Below are 18435 nucleotides of genomic sequence, written 5' to 3'. Positions count from 1 at the left end.
CGCAAAAATTCATTTCCGAGACAGGTTCACGTGCCGACGCGTCCTTCCCTCGCCCACGAAGACGGCGCGTACGTCGGCCGGTTCGCGCCGTCCCCGACCGGTCCGCTGCATGCGGGCTCGCTCGTCGCGGCGTTCGGCAGCTGGCTGCTGGCCCGCCACCACCACGGGCGCTGGTCGATCCGCATCGAGGACCTGGACCCGCCGCGCGAAGTCGCCGGCGCTGCCGCGGCGCAGCTGCACATGCTGGCGGCGTGCGGGCTGACATCGGACACGCCGGTGCTCCATCAGCACGCGCGCGGCGCGGCCTACCAGCAGGCGCTCGACCGTCTGCTCGCACGCGGCGACGCCTTCGTCTGCCACTGCAGCCGCAGCGACCTCGCGGTGCACGACGGCCTCCACCGCGGGGCGTGCGTGGCGACGCAGGCCCGTCCGGATCCCGCGGTCCGCCTGCGGGTCACGCCCGGCACCCGCATCGTGTTCGACGACGCGATCCAGGGGCGCATCGACGAAGACGTCGCGGCGACGGTCGGCGACTTCGTGCTGCGACGCGCCGACGGCCCCTGGGCCTATCAGCTCGCGGTCGTCGTCGACGATGCGGCGCAGGCCGTCACCGATGTCGTGCGCGGCGCCGACCTGCTCGGCTCCACCGCGCGCCAGATCCTGCTGCAGCAACGCCTGGCGCTGCCGGCGCCGCGCTATGCGCACCTGCCGCTGCTCGTCGATGCGCAGGGACACAAGCTCTCCAAAACGGACCAGGCGCCCGCGCTGGATCCGGGGCATCCGCTGCCCGCCCTGCGCGCGGCGTGGCAGGCCCTGGGCCAGCCGCTGGCTGCGCTCGCATCCGCCGACGACGTCGACGGTCTGCTGCGCGCAGCACACGATGCGTTCGATCCGCTGCGCATTCCACGCGGCCCGGTGCCGATTGCTGCGACGCACAACGCGCCTGACATCGACGATGACTAGACTCGGGCGACGCCGCATCCGCGGCTTATCGACGAGGAAACGATGATGGGCGCACGCGTGGCACTGGTGACGGGCGGCATGGGCGGCATCGGCACATCGATCGTGAAGCGGTTGGCCGACAACGGCTACCGGGTCGCGACCAATTACCGCAACGCCGAGAAAGCCGACGCCTGGAAGCGCCAGATGCGCGACGAGGGCTACGACATCGCGATCGCCCGGGGCGACGTGTCCGATCACGACGAGGCCGAGGCGATGGTGCGCGACGTCGAGTCGCAGCTCGGGCCGATCGACATCCTGATCAACAACGCCGGCATCACCCGTGACGGCACCTTCCACAAGATGCACGCGCTGCAGTGGCAGGACGTCATCAACACCAATCTCAATTCGGTCTACAACGTGACGCGCCCGGTGATCGAAGGCATGCGCGAGCGCAAGTGGGGCCGGATCATCCAGATCAGTTCGATCAACGGCCTCAAGGGCCAGTACGGCCAGGCGAACTACGCGGCGGCCAAGGCCGGCATGCACGGCTTCACGATTTCGCTGGCGCGCGAGAACGCCAAGCTCGGCATCACCGTCAACACGGTGTCGCCCGGTTACGTCGCGACCGACATGGTCATGGCCGTACCGGAAGACGTGCGCGCGAAGATCGCCGCCGACATTCCGACCGGCCGCCTCGGCCGTCCGGAAGAGATCGCGTACGCGGTCAATTTCCTCGTTGCCGAAGAAGCCGCGTGGATCACCGGCTCCAATCTCGACATCAACGGCGGCCATCACATGGGCTGGTAGCCGCGCGGCATCCGCGCGCGCCGTACGCCGGCGGACGGACGCCGCGCCGCGCGCAGACCCCTCGCATTCAGTACTTTCGGGCGGTTGCGCCCACTCCGACGCTGCGCCATGCTGCGCGGCATCAATGGATCAGAGTGTTGGCTGTATGAGCGCAATGCGCATCATCAAGAAGTATCCGAACCGTCGGCTCTACGATACGGAAATCTCCAGCTACATCACCATCGAGGACGTGCGCCAGCTGATCGTCGATGGCGAGACCTTCGAGGTGCGCGACGCCAAGAGCGGCGACGACCTGACGCGTTCGGTGCTGCTGCAGATCATCGCCGAGCACGAATCCGACGGCGAACCGGTGCTGTCCACGCAGTTGCTGAGCCAGATCATCCGCTTCTACGGCGATTCGATGCAGGGCTTCATGGGCAGCTATCTCGAGCGCTCGATGCAGGTCTTCCTCGACCAGCAGCAGCAGTTCCGCCAGCAGATGGGCGGCCTGCTGGGACAGACGCCGTGGACGATGATGAACCAGCTGACCGAACGCAACATGGAACTCTGGACCGAATTCCAGAAGACCATGGTCGGCGGTGCCAGCGGCGGCGGCGCGGGCGCACCCGGCGGCAAACCCGGCGACCGGGATCCCAAGCGCGGTCGCTGACCGCATGACCCTCGCTTGCTGGAACGGCGCGCTCTCGCGCCGTTTCCGTGTCCGGCTGCGGAGTTCCACATGACCCCGACCCATCGCGTCGCCCTGGTCACGGGCGGCCTCGGCGGCATCGGCCGCGCCATCTGCACGCAGCTCGCCGGGCGCGGCATCCAGGTCGTCGCTGCCGACCTGCCGACCGACCCCGCGCGCCTCCACACCTTCACGGCCGACATGGCCGGCCTGCCGGTGACGACGCTTGCGGTCGACGTCGGCGACGCCGAGGCCTGCGCCGCCGCGATCGCCGAGGTCGAGGGCCGGCACGGGCGGCTCGACATCCTCGTCAACGCCGCGGGCATCACCCGCGACGCCACGCTGCGCAAGATGGCGACCGCGCAGTGGGACGACGTGCTGCGGATCAATCTCGACAGCGCCTTCCACCTGTGCCGCGCCGCGGTCGACGGCATGGTCGCGCGCGGCTTCGGCCGCATCGTCAACATCAGCTCGGTCAGCGGCCAGACCGGCAACTTCGGCCAGACCAACTACGCCGCGGCCAAGGCCGGCCTGCACGGCTTCACGATGTCGCTGGCGCGCGAGGTCGCGGCCAAGGGCATCACCGTCAACAGCCTGTCGCCCGGTTACGTCGCGACGCCAATGACGGCCGCGATGCCGGACGAGGTACTCGCGCGCACGATCGCCAGCGTGCCCGTCGGTCGCGTCGGCCAGCCCGACGACATCGCGCGTGCGGTCGTCTTCCTCGTCGCCGACGACGCCGGCTACATCACCGGCATCAACCTGCCGGTCAACGGCGGCCTGCTCATGGGGTTCTGAGCGCGGCGGTCGCGCTGCCGCCTGCGTCCTCGCAGAACTTCGCGCGATACGCCATCGCCTTGGGCAGCAGCGACTGCAGGTTCTGGATGCGCGTGCCGGGATTGGGATGGGTCGACGAGAATTCCGGCGGCGCCTCGCCACCGCTGGCCGCGCTCATGCGTTCCCACAGCGGCACCGATTCGTTCGGATCGAAACACGCGGCCGCCGCCAGCATCAGGCCGACGACGTCGGCTTCGGTCTCGTGCTTGCGCGCATACGGCAGCAGGTAGCCGTAGCCCATCGCGGCCATCACCATCTGCTGCTGCTGCGGGTCCATCCCGCTCATCGCGCCGGCCATCTGCCCGACCTGGGTCAGCTTCTGCTGGGCCATGCGCTGCGCGCCGTGGCGCAGCAGCGCATGCGCGATCTCGTGGCCCATGACCACCGCCATCGCGTCCTCGTTCTGCGCCACCGGCGCCAGGCCGCTGTAGACCGCCATCTTGCCGCCCGGCAGGCAGAACGCGTTGGCCTGGTCGGACTCGATGACGTTGACTTCCCATTCGAAACTTTCGGAGAAGCGGCTCGGTTCGAGGCCGTTCTCGCGCGCGAGTTCGGCCTCGACGACGTCGATCTTGGCGATCAGCCGCTCGGCGATGTTGCGCACGTCCCGCGACAGCGGGCTGTCTGGGTCGGCCGGCCGCTCCTGCGCCAGGATTTCCTCGTAGGCCTGCAGGCCCAGCGCCTTTTCGTCGTCGACCGACAGGCCGCGATCGATCAGCACGGTCTCGCCGGTCACCGGATCGACCGAGCGGTTGGAGATGTAATAGAAGATCCCGTAACCCGCGAACAGCAGCAGGATCACGAACCGCATGTTGATGCCGCGACGCGGACGGCCGGGCTGCTGCTGGCGCCTGCCGCCGAAGGGATCCTGCCTCATCTGAACGCTCCGAATGCCGGATTCCGGCGCACTGGTCAAAGGTCGCGGACGACCCGGAAGCCGATTCTGGCATTGGTCGTGTCGACGGGCGCGAGTGCACGCCAACTGGCGCGCGTCTGCGCCGGCGAGCTGGCCCAGGAGCCGCCGCGGATGACCTGGTTGCGGCAGCCGGGATTGACCCAGGCCGAACCGTCCTTGGGCGCGCGGCGGTAGTTCTCGTGCCAGCAGTCGGCCATCCACTCGCTGACGTTGCCGGCCAGATCGTGCACGCCCCAGGTGTTGGCCTCGAAACTGCCGACCGGCGCCGGGCCCCAGTAGTCGTCGCCGTAGTCGGGGAACGCGTTGCCCCAGGCGCGGCCGCCGGGCGAGCGGTCCAGCGCGCCGGTCATGTTGCCGCTGCCCTCGGGCGGCGTGCCCTCGCCCCAGGGATAGCGCTCGCTGCTGCCGCTGCGGAAGGCGTATTCGAATTCCGCCTCGCTGGGCAGGCGGTAGTTGCGCCCGCTCTGCGCGCTGAGCCACTGCGCGTAGGCCTCGGCGTCCTTGGCGCTGACGTGCAGCACCGGCATCGTGTCGCCGGCCGGCCGGCCGACGTAATCCGAGCGCCAGTCGACCCGGCTCCGGCGCAGGAAATTGCCGGTGCGCTCGTCGTAGGCCATCGAGAAACCGCGGCGAATGGCGCGCGCCTGGTAGCCGCTGGCGTCGATGAAACGGCGGAATTCGCCGACGGTGATCTCGCGCACCGCCATCGCGAAACCACGCTCGAACCGCACCCCGTGACGCGGCTTCTCGTTGTCGTCGGCGTCCGGGTCCTCCGGCAGCGCGCCCATCATGAAACCGCCATGCGGCAGCACGACCATCTGCGGCCCGCGGGCGCCGCCCTCGAGCGCATCGGTGAATGCCTGCCCCGGCCGGAAGGTGCCGTAATGCACGGCCTGGTCGATCCGTTCGCGCAGGTCGTTGGCGACCGGATCGCCAGGCCGCGCGATGCTGAGGATCTCGGCCAGCTTCGCGCGCGCCGCACTCGCCCCGTTGATCTTCGGCAGCGCGGCGACGCCCTCGTCGCGCAGGCGGGCGATCCGGGCGTTGCGCATGCCTTCGATGCGGGCGACGGCGTCCGGCACCGTCGGGAACCCGGGCCGGATCCGCTCCGCATGGCCGAGCCAGCTCGACGCGGCGTCGAAATCGCCGGCGACGCCGGCCGTCTCGGCCCGGCGGATCAGCGCGCTCTCCACCGCGGCCAGGCCTTGCAGCGCACGCCCCTGCTCCGGTCGCAGCGCCAGCGCCTCGCGGAACGCGGCGATCGCACCGCCGCCGTCCTCGCCCAGCGCGTCGTCGCGCAACGCGCGTTCGCCGCTGCGATTGAGCTCCCACAGGCGATCGCTGATGTCGACCCGTTCGAGGTAGCGCAGCACCGGCTCCTCGTCCGGCGCGATGTAGCGGGCGACCGCCGCGACGCTCTGCGCCGTGCGCAGACCGGCGATGTCGTCCTGGTTGTCGGCGGCGTCGAGCGCGGCGTCGCCGATCCGCAGCAGGGCGGCGCGGGCGCGCGCCAGTCCGGCCGCGGCGGCATCGGCCTGGTCCGGGCGTCGGGCGAGCGCGAGATACAGGGGAATCGCGGAGTCGGCATCGGCGTACAGCGCTCCCGCCTCGAGCGCGGAATCGGCGCGCGCGAGCGCCGACGCCGCGTCGCCGTCGGCGATCACGACCTCGGGCGGCGTCCAGTTCAGCGCGGCCGCCGCGCTGTCGTCGCCGCTGATCGTCACGCTGCCGTCGGCGTCCGGGCCGTCGGCATCGGTCGCCCGTTCGCCGCCGCACGCGGTCGCCAGGACCAGCAGCAGCGATCCCAGCGCTCCCTTGAGCAACCCACCTGCGCGCAACGCGGACTCCCGATTCCGGACCTCGCCAGATTAAGCGATCGGGCCGACCGCGGCGACGACGCGCGCCGGGCCCGGGCGCGGCTTGCGATTGCCGCACCCCGTCGTCGCCGCTAGGCTGTCGCGCATGCCTTCCTCTCCCGCGTGCTGGATCGACGATCCAGCGGTCCTGTCGTCCCGGCTGCCTGCCGGCCCCGCCCGTGTCGGGCTCGATACCGAATTCATCCGCGAACGCACGTTCTGGCCGCAGCTGGCCCTGGTCCAGATCGCGGTCGAGCGCGACGACGGCATCGACGTGCTGCTCGTCGATCCGCTCGCGCCCGGAATCACCGAAGCGCTGCGCCCGCTGCTCGCGGACCCGGGCATCGTCAAGGTCATGCACAGCGCCAGCGAGGACCTGGTCGCGCTGGGGCACACCTGCGGGGTCGTGCCGACGCCACTGTTCGACACACAGATCGCAGCCGGTCTGGCCGGCGTCGGTGCCGGGATGGGCTACCAGCGCCTGGTGCAGGACACGCTCGACGTCGCCCTTCCCAAGGGCGAGACGCGGTCCGACTGGCTGCGGCGTCCGCTGTCGCCGACCCAGCTGGAGTACGCGGCCGACGATGTCGAATACCTGTTCGCCCTGCACGACGACCTCGCCGCCCGGCTCGAGACGCTGGGCCGCAGTGCCTGGCTGCACGAGGACTGCGCCCGCCTGGTCGCCAACGCGGCGCACACCGACGGCGAGCGCTGGCCGCAGCTCGGCGGCCGCGCCGGCCAGTTCCTCGATGCCGACAGCCAGCTGCGGCTGATGCGGCTGCTGCGCTGGCGCGAGCAGTACGCGCGCAGCCACGACCGCCCGCGCACCTGGATTCTCGACAACGAGCTCGCCACGCTGCTGGCACGCGATCCACCGGCCGATCCGGCTGCGTTGCAGGCCAGACTCGATGCGCACCCGAAGGCGCCGCGCAAGCTCGGTGCGCCGATCTGGCAGGCCCTGACCACGCCGCTCGACGACGAGGCCGACGCGCCGCTGTCTTCCGGCGAGGAGCCGGACCGCAAACTGCTCAAGCGCCTGCAGCAGGCCGTCGCCACCCGCGGCGCGGCGCTCGGCCTGCCCGATGGCGTGCTCGCGTCGCGGCGCTGGCTGGAAGCGCTGATGGAAGGCGACGACTGGCCGGGCGCCCTGTCGGGCTGGCGCCGCGGCGAGCTGGAAGCGGATCTCGCGCCGTTGTTGCAAGGTGCTGGCGACAAACGCGCGGCATCCGTATAATCGGCGACTTCGTGGGGCGGTAGCTCAGCTGGGAGAGCGCCACGTTCGCATCGTGGAGGTCAGGGGTTCGATCCCCCTCCGCTCCACCACGAAACTGGAAACCCCGGAAAGCGCAGGCTTTCCGGGGTTTTTCTTTTGTGGCCCCGCGGCTGTCAGCCGTCCTGGCATGCGTTGCGGGCGCGCGTGCGGCGCCGATCCATCGCATGCGGAATCGACGCACGTTCCACGCGCACGACCAGCCGAAATGCGCCGCAGCCGCAAAGGCCGGCACGTTCCCGTTGCGGCGCGAGGAATCCTGCGGTGACCCGCACCTTGCGGGCCCCGGTGGAAAGATCAGGTGTTCGATTCACCGGGAATCGTGGTCTCCGTCCCGAGCAGCTCGCGCACGTAGAGCCGCTTCACCAGCACGTACAGCACGACGGTCAGCGGCGCCGCAAGCAGCAGGCCGGCAAACCCCGTCAGGGTGCCGAAGGCCAGCAGCGCGAACAGCAGCAGCGCAGGTGGCAGTTCGACCGCGCGCTGCTGGATCAGGGGCTGCAGCAGATTGCCCTCGATCTGCTGGATGACCAGATACAGGCCGGCCGTCGCCAGTCCGATCCGAGGGCTGACGGTGAAGCCGAGCAGGATGCCGGGCACGGCCGCGGCGATCGGCCCGATGATCGGCACGAAATCCAGCAGGAACGCGATCAGCGCCAGCGCGAACGCCGCAGGCACGCCGAGCAGCCACAGGCCGAGCCAGGTCAGCAGCCCGACCGCCGCCATCGCCACGAGCTGGCCTCCGAGCCACAGGCGCAGGGCGCGGGCGCTGGTGTCGAGCGCGTCGGCGGCCACGTCGCGCACCGATGTCGGCACCAGCTGCAGCAGGCCGGCGCGGTACATCCCCGGCTGCGCCGCCATGTAGATGCCGCCCACCAGCACCAGCAGAGGGTTCATCAGGCCGCCGGAGAACGTCATCGCGACCGCGCCCGCGCCGCTGGCGAGGCGGCCCATGTTGTTGCGCAGAGTGTCGATCTGCTCGCCGAGGACGCCGCCGATGCTGGTGTCTTCGACCCAGGCCTGGAAGGCCTCGTAGGCCGGCGGCAGGGCCTCGATCAGCGTCGACATCTCGCGCGAGACCTGCGCGCCGAACATCCACAGCATCAGGCCCAGGCCGCCGGCGAGCACGACCAGCACGATGGCGAGCGCCACACCGTCGCCGACCGGCGCGACCCGTTGCAGCAGATGCGTCAGCGACAGCAGCAGGGCCGCGAACACGACCGCACCGAAGACCAGCAGCAGCACCGGGATCAGCTGCCACAGGAGTGCCAGCAGCGCGACCAGGGCGAGGACGACGAGCACCTGGCGGGTGAAACGGGACAGATCGGCGGTAGGCGGCATGCGGTTCCAGAATGGGCGCGTCGGCCGCACCGCGAGTTCGGTCCGGCGAGCGGTAGCGACGCAAGGGCGCACCGGGCGTGCCCGATGCGGTCGCGCGTTGTGCCACACACTACGTGCACGGGCGGTGGAGTCCGGTGACGGTCCCGGATCGCCCGTCGTTCCCTGCCCGCCTCGTCGCAGCATCCGCGCTCCAAGCCGCGCAACCGCCTGTCGCGACCCGCGCCGTCAGCGGCACGCGCGCGTTGCGCGGATCGCGCCGCGGCGCCCGCTCAGGAACTGCAGGACAGCATCGAACAGCCGGCCTTCGAACGGGCCCAGTCAGGACGCCGGGCGGCGTAGGCATCGCGTCCCGGCTGTTCTTCGTACGGCTGCCGCATGACCTCGGCCAGCGTCGTGATCCCCGACAGATCGCCGGCGGTCGCCAGGTCGATGGCCTGCTGCGCGAGGTAGTTGCGCAGGACGAAGCGCGGGTTGGCGGCCCGCATCCGCGCCTGTCGCGCCGCATTCGACAGCGGGTCCGCGTGCAGGCGCGCGGCGTAGTGCTGCAGCCAGGCCTCGAACTCCACGCGCAGCGATTCGCGTCGCGCGTCGTCGTAGAACGCATCCGCGACCGGGGCCAACGCCGGCGCATCCGGGTCGAGCCCGATCAGCCCGCGGAAGAAGCGCGTCATGTCGACTTCGCCGGCGTGCAGCAGTCCCTGCAATCGCTGCATCAGTGCGACATCCTCGTCGGCGCAGGCGGACAGGCCCAGCTTCGCGGCGATCGACTCGCGCTCGCAGGCCGCATACACCGCGGCGTACTGCGCCAGACCGTCTTCCAGCGGCGCCGTGTCGGTGAACAGCGGCGACAGCGCCTGGGCCAGGCGGCTGAGGTTCCAGTGCGCGATCTTCGGCTGCCAGCCGAAGCGGTAGCGCCGGTGCTGCGCGTCGGTGGTGTTGGGGGTCCAGTCGGGATCGTAGTCGTCGATCCAGCCGTAGGGCCCGTAATCGATCGTCAAGCCGAGGATCGACATGTTGTCGGTATTCATGACGCCGTGGACGAAGCCGACCCGCATCCAGGCCGCGATCATCCGCGCCGTGCGCGCGCAGACCTCGGCGAACCAGGCGCCGTAGCGGGCGTCGCCCTCCGGCAACGCGAGCAGGTGCGGGAAATCGCGGTCGATGGTGAAGTCCGCGAGACGCCGCAGCAGCGCGACGTCGCCGCGCGCATACGGCAATTCGAAATGGCCGAAGCGGATGAACGACGGCGCGACCCGGCACACGATCGCGCCGGGCTCGGGCGCCGCGTGGCCGTCGTAGAACATGTCGCGGACCACCGCATCGCCCGTCGTCACCAGCGACAGCGCACGGGTCGTCGGCACGCCGAGGTGGTGCATCGCCTCGCTGCACAGGAACTCGCGCACCGACGAGCGCAGCACGGCGCGCCCGTCGGCGGTGCGCGAATACGGCGTCGGTCCGGCGCCCTTGAGCTGCAGTTCCCAACGTCCGCCGTCCGCGGTGACGGCCTCGCCCAGCGAGATCGCCCGGCCATCGCCGAGCTGGCCCGCCCAGTGCCCGAACTGGTGACCGCCGTAGTTGCCGGCGGCCGGCTGCATGCCGGGCATCAGCGCGTTGCCGCCGAGGCGACCACAACGCGCCTTCGACCTGGCGACGTCCGCCACCGATGACCGGGTCGCCCGGCAGCTCACGCACGAACCGGTTGTCGAAATGCAGGTCCGGCAAGGATGCAGCGACGGCGCTCATCCGGCGAGCGCGTACGGGCCGCCGGCGACCAGCGCACGCTGGTAGGCGGGACGCGCATGGATGCGGTCGACGAAGTCGCGGATGTTGGGGCCGACGTGCGCCGACGCCCGCGCCACCGCGGCCTCCAGCGGGAAACTCATCTGGACGTCCGCCGCGGTGAAGCGCGTGCCGGCGAACCAGGGCCGGGCGCCGAGTTCGCGCTCGACATGGCCCAGATGCGTCGCCAGCTGCGGACCGACGAAGGTCTGCATCGCCTTGTCGGCAATGCCGCGCGCGACGGGCCTGGCGAAGAACGGCATCGGCGCGCCGCGGATGCGGCCGAACACCAGCGCCAGCAGCAACGGCGACATCAGCGATCCCTCGGCGTAGTGGAGCCAGGTGCGGTAGCGCAGACGTTCGTCGGCGTCGTCGGGCGCCGATGACAGCGCATGCGCGGTGTCGTAGCGCTCGGTCAGTGTCTCGATGATCGCCCCCGACTCCACCAGCGTCAGGCCATCGACCTGCACCACCGGCGACTTGCCCAGCGGATGCACGTCGCGCAGGGCCTGCGGCGCCAGCATCGTCTTCGCATCGCGCTCGTAGCGGATCACTTCGTAGGGCTGGCCCAGTTCCTCGAGCAGCCACAGCACACGCTGCGAGCGGGAGTTGTTCAGATGGTGGACCTGGATCATCGGGGCGTCCGCGTCGGTGGCGCCCCCGAAACTGGGGGCGGCAGGCCATCGAGAGAAGGGGCGATGCGCATGTCCACACAATTCGTGGCCACGCAACCCGCACGTGAATCGTGCCCATCGAATGCGCCCCGATTATCTCCGGATGCTGCAGCGCAGCACGCTGGTGCCTTACACTATGCGGTTCCCCGACCGGCGCCGAGCCGGCGCTACGAGAGCCCGCATCATGAGCGCCGAGACGCACATCACGCCTCCAGAATCCCCGAAATTCGCCGACCTCGCCCTGCCCGACACGTTGATGCGTGCGCTGGCGGACGTCGGCTACGAGTCCCCCTCCCCAATCCAGGCCGCGACGATCCCGCCGCTGCTGGCCGGCCGCGACGTGCTGGGCCAGGCCCAGACCGGCACCGGCAAGACCGCCGCGTTCGCGCTGCCGGTGCTGGCGCGCATCGATCCCGCGCAGCGCAAGCCGCAGGCGCTGGTGCTGGCACCGACCCGCGAGCTCGCGATCCAGGTCGCCGAGGCCTTTCAGAAGTACGCTGCGCACATGCCCGGCTTCCACGTCCTGCCGATCTACGGTGGCCAGGGCTATGCCCAGCAGCTCAGCGCGCTCAAGCGCGGCGTGCAGGTCATCGTCGGCACGCCGGGCCGGATCATCGATCATCTCGAGCGCGGCTCGCTGGACCTGTCGGAACTGCGCGCGCTGGTGCTCGACGAAGCCGACGAAATGCTGCGCATGGGCTTCATCGACGACGTCGAGGCGGTGCTAAAAAAGACGCCGGAGTCGCGCCAGGTCGCGCTGTTCTCCGCGACGATGCCGCAGCAGATCCGCCGCATCGCCCAGACCTACCTCAAGGATCCGGTCGAGATCGCGATCAAGTCGACGACGACGACCGCCGCCAACATCCGCCAGCGCTACTGGATGGTCAGCGGCGTCAACAAGCTCGACGCGCTCACGCGCATCCTCGAGGCCGAGCCCTTCGACGCGATGATCATCTTCGCGCGCACCAAGCTCGCCACCGAGGAACTGGCGCAGAAGCTGTCGGCGCGGGGACTCTCGGCCGCCGCGATCAATGGCGACCTCGACCAGAAGCAGCGCGAACGCGCGATCCAGAACCTCAAGGACGGCCGCCTCGACGTGCTGGTCGCGACCGACGTCGCCGCACGCGGCCTCGACGTCGAGCGCATCAGCCACGTGCTGAACTACGACATCCCCTACGACACCGAGAGCTACGTCCACCGCATCGGCCGCACCGGCCGCGCCGGCCGCAGCGGCGAGGCGATCCTGTTCGTCGCCCCGCGTGAGCGCGGCATGCTCGGTGCGATCGAGCGCGCGACCCGGCAGAAGATCGAGCAGATGCAGCTGCCGAGCGTCGAGACGGTCAACGAGGCGCGCGTGGCGCGCTTTCTCGAGAAGATCACCGGCGCGCTGGAAAGCAGCGAGCTCGGCATGTTCCGCGACCTCATCGAACGCTACGAGCGCGAGCACAACGTGCCCGCCGCCGAGATCGCGGCGGCGTTGGCGAAGGTCGTCCAGGGCGACACGCCGCTGCTGCTGGAGCCGCCGCGCAAGCCCGAGAAGCCCGCCTTCGAACGCGAGTTCGTCGAGCGTCCGGGCGGCCGCGAGGCCTCGCGTTCCGCGCGCGAACCGCGTGAGCCCCGCGAACCGCGTGCACCGCGCCCCGACACCGGTCCGCGCGATGCCGACGTCGGCATGGAGACGTTCCGGATCGAAGTCGGCCATGCGCACGGCGTGCAGCCGGGCAACATCGTCGGCGCGATCGCCAACGAGGCGGACCTCGAGAGCAAGTTCATCGGGCGCATCGACATCCGTGATGACTACAGCCTCGTCGACCTGCCCGAAGGCATGCCGCGCGAGCTGCTCGAACATCTGAAGAAAGTGCGTGTCGCCGGCCAGGCGATCCGCATGCGGGTCGCCGACGACAGCGACAAGAACGCGCCGCCGTCGCGTGGTGCTCCGAAGCGCCCGTTCGCCGGCAAGCCGCACGGCAAGCCCGGTGGCGGCTTCCGCGCCGGCGGCCCGTCCGGCCCCGGGGGTGGTCCGCGCCGCGGACCGCCGAAGCCGCGCTGAACCCGTCCAGCGCCTCGCCTCGTCGGCGAGGCGCCCGCGTATTGGGTGCCGCAGCGCATGGCGGCACGTCGATGGCCGTGTCGGCAGCGGCCCCGAGCGGAATCGCGAGGGACACTGACGACCGCATCGCGTCGCCGCGCATGCCCACGTGCACTGCCGCGCGCTCCGGTCGCCGGCGGTCGCGTCTTTCTCCTCTGCTAGGCTTGCGCGCATGAATGATGCTGCAGCGATGGACGCGACACTCGCGCCCGCCCCCATGTCGAAACGGTTCCGCGGCTTTCTGCCGGTGGTCGTCGACGTCGAGACCGGCGGCTTCGACGCGAGCCGTCATGCCCTGCTGGAGATCGCTGCGATTCCGCTCGATCTGGACGCCGACGGCCAGCTGATCCTCGGCGAATCCGTCCATGCGCACGTGACGCCCGCACCCGGCACCCAGATCGATCCGCAGTCGCTGGAAGTCACCGGTATCGACATCCACCATCCGTTCCGGCTGGCGAAATCGGAACACGACGCGATCGAGCACATCTTCGCCGCAGTCCGGCTCGCGGTGCGCAAGCACCAGTGCCAGCGTGCGATCCTCGTCGGTCACAACGCGCACTTCGACCTGGGCTTCGTCAACGCGGCGGTGGCGCGCACTGGCAACAAGCGCAATCCCTTCCATCCTTTCAGCGTGTTCGACACCGTGACGCTGGCCGGCGTCGCCTACGGCCAGACCGTGCTGGCGCGGGCCGTGCAGGCTGCGGGCTTCGAATGGGACCAGGAACAGGCGCACTCGGCCCTCTACGACACCGAGCAGACCGCGCGCCTGTTCTGCCGCATCACCAACGCCTGGCCGTGGCCGACGCGCGCGCCGCCCAGCGCGACCGCGGCGACCGATCGCCAGTAGCGCCGTTGCGTCGCGTCACCGGATGACGGGTTGCGACCCGGGCGCCGCCGCGACGCGGCGGCGGCAGGCGATCAGGACGCGAGCTTCAGACCGACGATGCCGGAGACGATCAGCGCCAGGCTGATCAACCGCCCCGGATTCGCCGGATCGCCCAGCAGCACGATGCCGAGAATCACCGTCCCGACGGCGCCGATGCCGACCCAGATCGCATAGGCGGTGCCGACCGGCAGCGTCCGCATCGCGATGCCCAGCAGGCCGATGCTGATCGCCATCGCGGCAACCGTGCCGACGGTGGGCCAGAGTCTGGTGAAGCCTTCGGTGTATTTCAGGCCGATCGCCCAGCCGATCTCGAACAGGCCGGCGAGTACCAGGATGATCCAGGACATGTGCGCGCTCCATCTTGCGAGGGGCCGTCCCCGGATGCGGATGGAGCGGCGGGGTCGTCCCCGCGTCCTGTGGCAGCCATTGTCGCAACGACGGGAACGCGAGGCATGACCCCGGCCTGACCCGCCGACGCGACGGCGCCAGACGCTGGCCTTGGATCAGCCCAGCGGTGCGCCGGGCTTCGCGCGGGCGCGGAGCGTGCGGATGAGGCCGTAGAGACTGATCGCGATCCAGGCGAGCTGCATCAGCAGCACCGGCAGGTTGAACTGCCCGTACAGCGACAAGGCGATGCCGGTCGCACCGAGCAGATTCAGCAGCAGATACGGCAAGCCGGCGCCCGAGAGGCGCGTGACCTGCAGCAGGAAGTACGCGAGCACGATCAGGATCGCGCCGAGGATGCCGCTCCACTGATGCCATTGCAGGTCCATGGGTCGCTCCGTTCGTCATGCGAGGCCGGACGGCGACGCTGCGCGGATCTTCCGCGCGGGCGCGTCGACACGGCGTGGGGATGCCGCGGCTCAGCCGATGCGCTGGCGCACGGCCTCGAACAGGGTCACGCCGGCGGCGACCGACACGTTGAGACTCTCGACACCGCCCAGCGCATCGCCGCCCGGCATCGGGATCGTCACCAGGCCGTCGCAGTGCTCGCGGGTCAGGCGCCGCAGGCCGTCGGCTTCGCCGCCGAGCACCAGCGCCACGTTGCCGCGCAGGTCAGTGGCGTACAGCGAGGCCGTCGCCTCGCCGGCCAGGCCGTAGATCCAGACGCCCTGCTTCTGCAGGTCGCGCAGGCTGCGCGAGAGATTGGTCACGCGCACCACCGGCACGCTGTCGGCGGCGCCGGCCGAGGTCTTGCGCACGGTCGCGTTGACCTGCACCGCCTTGTCCTTCGGGATCACCACCGCGGTCACACCGGCGGCCGCCGCGCTGCGCAGGCAGGCGCCGAGGTTGTGCGGGTCCTGCACGCCGTCGAGCACCAGCAGCAGCGCCTTGCCCTCGGCCGCGTCGACCAGGCCTTCGAGTTCGTTTTCGTCCCAGGTCTTCGCTGCCGCATAGCGTGCAACCGCGCCCTGGTGGCGCAGGCCGCCGGCGACGCCGTCGAGCGCCTGCTGGTTGACCCGGCGCACGTCGATGTCGCGGCGCCGTGCGCTCGATTCGATCTCGACGATGCGCGGATTCTTCGCACCCGCCTCGAGCAGGATCTCGCGCACGTTGTCGGCGTCGTGTTCGACGGCCGCGGCGACGGCATTGATGCCGACGATCCACTGGTTCTGCTTGTTGCTCATGACGATGTCCGGCTGGTCCCGTGACGGACCGCCCGTCCGGAGACGGACGAGCGGTCGGGCTGGGGGCGATTCCGCGGCGGGAACCGGCCGCGCATTCTAGCGGGCGCGGCGGCTCAGTACTTCTTCTTCTCGCGTCGCGCCGGCTTGCCGTGCGGCGGTTGCGGCGCCGGTGCACCCGGGTCGCGTCCGTCGGCGTCGACGAGCCGGAAATCGATCTTGCGATCCTCCAGGCTGGCCTTCAGCACGACGATGCGCACCCGGTCACCGAGCCGGTACTCGCGTCCGGCGCGCTCACCGGCCAGCAGCCGGCGGATCGGATCGAAGCGGTAGAAATCGTTCGGCAGCTGGGTCACGTGGACCAGGCCGTTGACCTTGGACTGGTCCAGCTCGACGAACAGGCCGAAGCTGGTGACGCCGCTGATGACGCCGTCGAACTGGCCACCGACGTGCTGTTCCATCCACGCGGCGCGGTAGCGCTCGTCGACTTCGCGCTCGGCTTCGTCGGCGCGACGCGAACGCTCGGAGCACTGCAGCGACAGGCTTTCCATCAGGCGCGGCGTGTAGATGAACTTCGCCAGCGGCTGGCCCGACAGCACGTGCTTGATCGCGCGATGCACCAGCAGGTCGGGATAACGGCGGATCGGCGAGGTGAAGTGCGCGTACGAGGCCAGCGCCAGACCGAAGTGGCCGATGTTCTCCGGCGTATAGACCGCCTGGCTCTGACTGCGCAGCAACACCGATTCCAGCAGCGTCGCATCGGGGCGCTCGCGGATCTTCTTCAGCAGGACGGTGAAATCCTTGGGCTGCACCTTCGACCACGGCGGCAGACGCAGCTGGAATTCCTTGAGGAATTCCAGCAGGTCGGCGTACTTCGCTTCCGGCGGCTTGTCGTGCACGCGGTACGGCGCGGGAATGGCGGCCTCGAGCAGGAACCGCGCGGCCTCCACGTTCGCCGCGATCATGCATTCTTCGATCAGCTTGTGCGCGTCGTTGCGCTGGAGCATGCCGGCCTGGGTCACCTCGCCGGTGTTGTCGAGGACGAAACGCACTTCGGAGGATTCGAACTCGATTGCGCCACGCTTGGCGCGTGCCTTGGCCAGCACGGCGTAGAGCTGATGCAGCCGTTCGACCTGCGGCAGCACCGGCTTGATCGCGGCGCGCGTATCTTCGTCGAGTTCGCCGACCGCCTTCCACACCTGGGTGTAGGTCAGGCGCGCGTGCGAATGCATCACCGCTTCGTAGAACCTCGATTCCGACACCGTGCCGTCGCGCAGCACCTGCATGTCGCAGACGAAGCACATGCGGTCGACCTTCGGCTTCAGCGAGCAGATGCCGTTCGACAGCGTCTCGGGCAGCATCGGCACGACGAAACCCGGGAAGTACACGCTGGTCGCGCGCAGCTGGGCTTCGTCGTCGAGCGGCGTGCCGGGGCGCACGTAGTTCGACACGTCGGCGATCGCGACCACGAGGCGGAAGCCGTCGCGGTTGGGTTCGCAGTAGACGGCGTCGTCGAAATCCTTGGCGTCTTCGCCATCGATCGTCACCAGCGGCAGCGCGCGGATATCGACGCGACCGCCGACCATGCGCTCTTCCACATCGACCGGCACCGCGGCGGCTTCGTCCAGCACCGCCTGCGAGAATTCGTGCGGCAGGTTGTGGCCGTGGATCGCGGCCTCGACCACCAGCGTCGGCTTGAGCACATCGCCCAGCACGGTCAGCACGCGGCCGATCGGCGGACGGTGCGCATCGCCCGGCGCGGTGATCTCGCAGACCACCAGCTGGCCGTGCGTCGCGTCCTGGCGCGCGTCCACCGGAATCTGGATGTTGCGCTGGATGCGCTTGTCGTCGGGCACCACATAGCTGATGCCGTGCTCGATCGAGAAACGCCCCATCAGGCGCGTCGTGCGGCGCTCGAGCACTTCCACCACGACACCCGCGCGGCGGCCGCGTGCATCGACGTTGGTCAGGTTGGCCAGTACGCGGTCGCCGTGCATGACCTTGCGCATCTCGGCCGGCGGCAGGAACAGGTCCTCGCCCGCGCCTGAATCCGGCCGCAGGAAACCGAAGCCTTCCGGGTTCGCGATCACCGTGCCGGGAATCAGGTCCATGCGCTTGGCCGGCACCAGGCCGCCGCGCCGGTTCTGCAGCAGTTGGCCGTCGCGCTGCATCGCGCCCAGCCGCTTGTTGAGGGCTTCGGCGCGAGAGGGTTCGGTCAGGCCGAGCTGTTCGGCGAGTTCGTCGGCGGTCTGCGGGCCCGACGCATCCGACAGCAATTGCAGGATTGCTTCGCGGCTGGCGATGGGATGCTCATAGCGCGCGGCCTCGCGGCCCGCGTAGGGATCCTGGACGCCGCCACGTTTGCCGCCGGATCGGGGCGCGACCGGCGCGGCGGCGCGCGGGGCCGGCGGCGTGGCGTCCTGCGCCGGCTTGGGGCGACCGGAACGCAGCGCGCGGGCCAATCCCGGGTCAGGCATCCACGCCGGCAGGGCCGGCGTCGACTTGGGGCTGCGGGGCTCGCCATCACGCGACGACGCGGGATTGGCGGGATTCTGGGTATCGCGGCTGCCGCCGCGCTTGCTGGGAGTTTTTGGCATCCGCGCCATGTTACACCCCGCCCCCGCGGGTCGATCGTCGACACGACCGCGAAACGCGTTGACAAGCGCGAGGCGCATCGACAACATACGCGCCCTGACCTGCCCGGGTGGCGGAATTGGTAGACGCACTAGCTTCAGGTGCTAGCGGG

15 protein-coding genes, 1 tRNA gene and 1 pseudogene are annotated in these 18435 nt (G+C 70.1%); 8 read left to right on the top strand and 9 right to left on the bottom strand.

What is annotated here, in order from left to right:
• Positions 1–30 precede the first annotated feature (30 nt).
• From gluQRS to phbB (CJ022_RS15880), 4 genes are all read left to right on the top strand, one after another.
• A complete protein-coding gene (gluQRS, locus tag CJ022_RS15895; protein WP_101927618.1) occupies positions 31–963 on the top strand; it encodes a tRNA glutamyl-Q(34) synthetase GluQRS in 933 nt (310 codons plus the stop codon).
• A gap of 45 nt (positions 964–1008) precedes the next feature.
• Complete coding sequence (phbB, locus tag CJ022_RS15890) at positions 1009–1749, top strand: beta-ketoacyl-ACP reductase (RefSeq protein WP_101927617.1); 741 nt, start codon at positions 1009–1011, stop codon at positions 1747–1749.
• A gap of 145 nt (positions 1750–1894) precedes the next feature.
• A complete protein-coding gene (gene phaR, locus CJ022_RS15885; protein WP_101927616.1) occupies positions 1895–2398 on the top strand; it encodes a polyhydroxyalkanoate synthesis repressor PhaR in 504 nt (167 codons plus the stop codon).
• A gap of 69 nt (positions 2399–2467) precedes the next feature.
• Positions 2468–3214 (top strand): acetoacetyl-CoA reductase, encoded by a 747-nt coding sequence (gene phbB / locus CJ022_RS15880; RefSeq protein WP_101927615.1) that lies wholly within the window; start codon positions 2468–2470, stop codon positions 3212–3214.
• Here phbB (CJ022_RS15880) and CJ022_RS15875 read toward each other — a convergent pair.
• Both CJ022_RS15875 and CJ022_RS15870 read right to left on the bottom strand, forming a co-directional pair.
• On the bottom strand, positions 3201–4130 hold the full coding sequence (locus tag CJ022_RS15875) for a M48 family metallopeptidase (protein ID WP_101927614.1): 930 nt from the start codon (positions 4128–4130) through the stop codon (positions 3201–3203). The two genes, phbB (CJ022_RS15880) and CJ022_RS15875, sit on opposite strands and share 14 nt — an antisense overlap.
• A 35-nt stretch (positions 4131–4165) precedes the next feature.
• Entirely contained in the window at positions 4166–6007 is a 1842-nt protein-coding gene (locus tag CJ022_RS15870) for a formylglycine-generating enzyme family protein (protein WP_101927613.1), read from the bottom strand.
• A 124-nt stretch (positions 6008–6131) separates the two neighbouring features.
• Here CJ022_RS15870 and rnd point away from each other — a divergent pair, with 124 nt between their 5' ends.
• On the top strand, positions 6132–7259 hold the full coding sequence (gene rnd / locus CJ022_RS15865; protein WP_101927612.1) for a ribonuclease D: 1128 nt from the start codon (positions 6132–6134) through the stop codon (positions 7257–7259).
• A gap of 13 nt (positions 7260–7272) precedes the next feature.
• Positions 7273–7348, top strand: a tRNA-Ala gene (locus CJ022_RS15860).
• A gap of 244 nt (positions 7349–7592) precedes the next feature.
• Here CJ022_RS15860 and CJ022_RS15855 read toward each other — a convergent pair.
• The 3 genes and pseudogenes from CJ022_RS15855 to CJ022_RS15845 all read right to left on the bottom strand — a co-directional run bounded on the left by CJ022_RS15855 (position 7593) and on the right by CJ022_RS15845 (position 11050).
• Positions 7593–8636, bottom strand: a complete 1044-nt coding sequence (locus CJ022_RS15855) for an AI-2E family transporter (RefSeq protein WP_101927611.1) — start codon at positions 8634–8636, stop codon at positions 7593–7595.
• Positions 8637–8905: 269 nt separating this feature from the next.
• Positions 8906–10358: pseudogene (locus CJ022_RS15850) on the bottom strand (protein adenylyltransferase SelO).
• A gap of 17 nt (positions 10359–10375) precedes the next feature.
• Positions 10376–11050, bottom strand: a complete 675-nt coding sequence (locus CJ022_RS15845) for a glutathione S-transferase (RefSeq protein ID WP_101927610.1) — start codon at positions 11048–11050, stop codon at positions 10376–10378.
• Between the two features lie 223 nt (positions 11051–11273).
• Here CJ022_RS15845 and CJ022_RS15840 point away from each other — a divergent pair, with 223 nt between their 5' ends.
• Positions 11274–13139 (top strand): DEAD/DEAH box helicase, encoded by a 1866-nt coding sequence (locus CJ022_RS15840; RefSeq protein ID WP_101927609.1) that lies wholly within the window; start codon positions 11274–11276, stop codon positions 13137–13139.
• A 211-nt stretch (positions 13140–13350) separates the two neighbouring features.
• A complete protein-coding gene (gene rnt / locus CJ022_RS15835; protein ID WP_101927608.1) occupies positions 13351–14025 on the top strand; it encodes a ribonuclease T in 675 nt (224 codons plus the stop codon).
• Positions 14026–14096: 71 nt separating this feature from the next.
• On the opposite strand, the gene sugE is transcribed toward rnt, so the two are convergent.
• The 4 genes from sugE to rnr form a co-directional block, all read right to left on the bottom strand.
• Positions 14097–14411 (bottom strand): quaternary ammonium compound efflux SMR transporter SugE, encoded by a 315-nt coding sequence (sugE, locus tag CJ022_RS15830; protein WP_101927607.1) that lies wholly within the window; start codon positions 14409–14411, stop codon positions 14097–14099.
• Between the two features lie 156 nt (positions 14412–14567).
• Positions 14568–14837 (bottom strand): CBU_0592 family membrane protein, encoded by a 270-nt coding sequence (locus CJ022_RS15825; protein ID WP_101927606.1) that lies wholly within the window; start codon positions 14835–14837, stop codon positions 14568–14570.
• Positions 14838–14927: 90 nt separating this feature from the next.
• Positions 14928–15692, bottom strand: coding sequence for a 23S rRNA (guanosine(2251)-2'-O)-methyltransferase RlmB (rlmB, locus tag CJ022_RS15820; RefSeq protein ID WP_101927605.1), 765 nt, complete (start codon positions 15690–15692; stop codon positions 14928–14930).
• Positions 15693–15805: 113 nt separating this feature from the next.
• Positions 15806–18295, bottom strand: coding sequence for a ribonuclease R (gene rnr, locus CJ022_RS15815; protein WP_425490833.1), 2490 nt, complete (start codon positions 18293–18295; stop codon positions 15806–15808).
• Positions 18296–18435 lie beyond the last annotated feature (140 nt).

Source organism: Luteimonas rhizosphaerae (genome assembly GCF_002849595.1).
In the GTDB taxonomy this organism is placed as follows: Bacteria; Pseudomonadota; Gammaproteobacteria; order Xanthomonadales; family Xanthomonadaceae; genus Luteimonas; species Luteimonas cellulosilyticus.
This window is presented reverse-complemented; position numbering and strand designations above follow the sequence as displayed.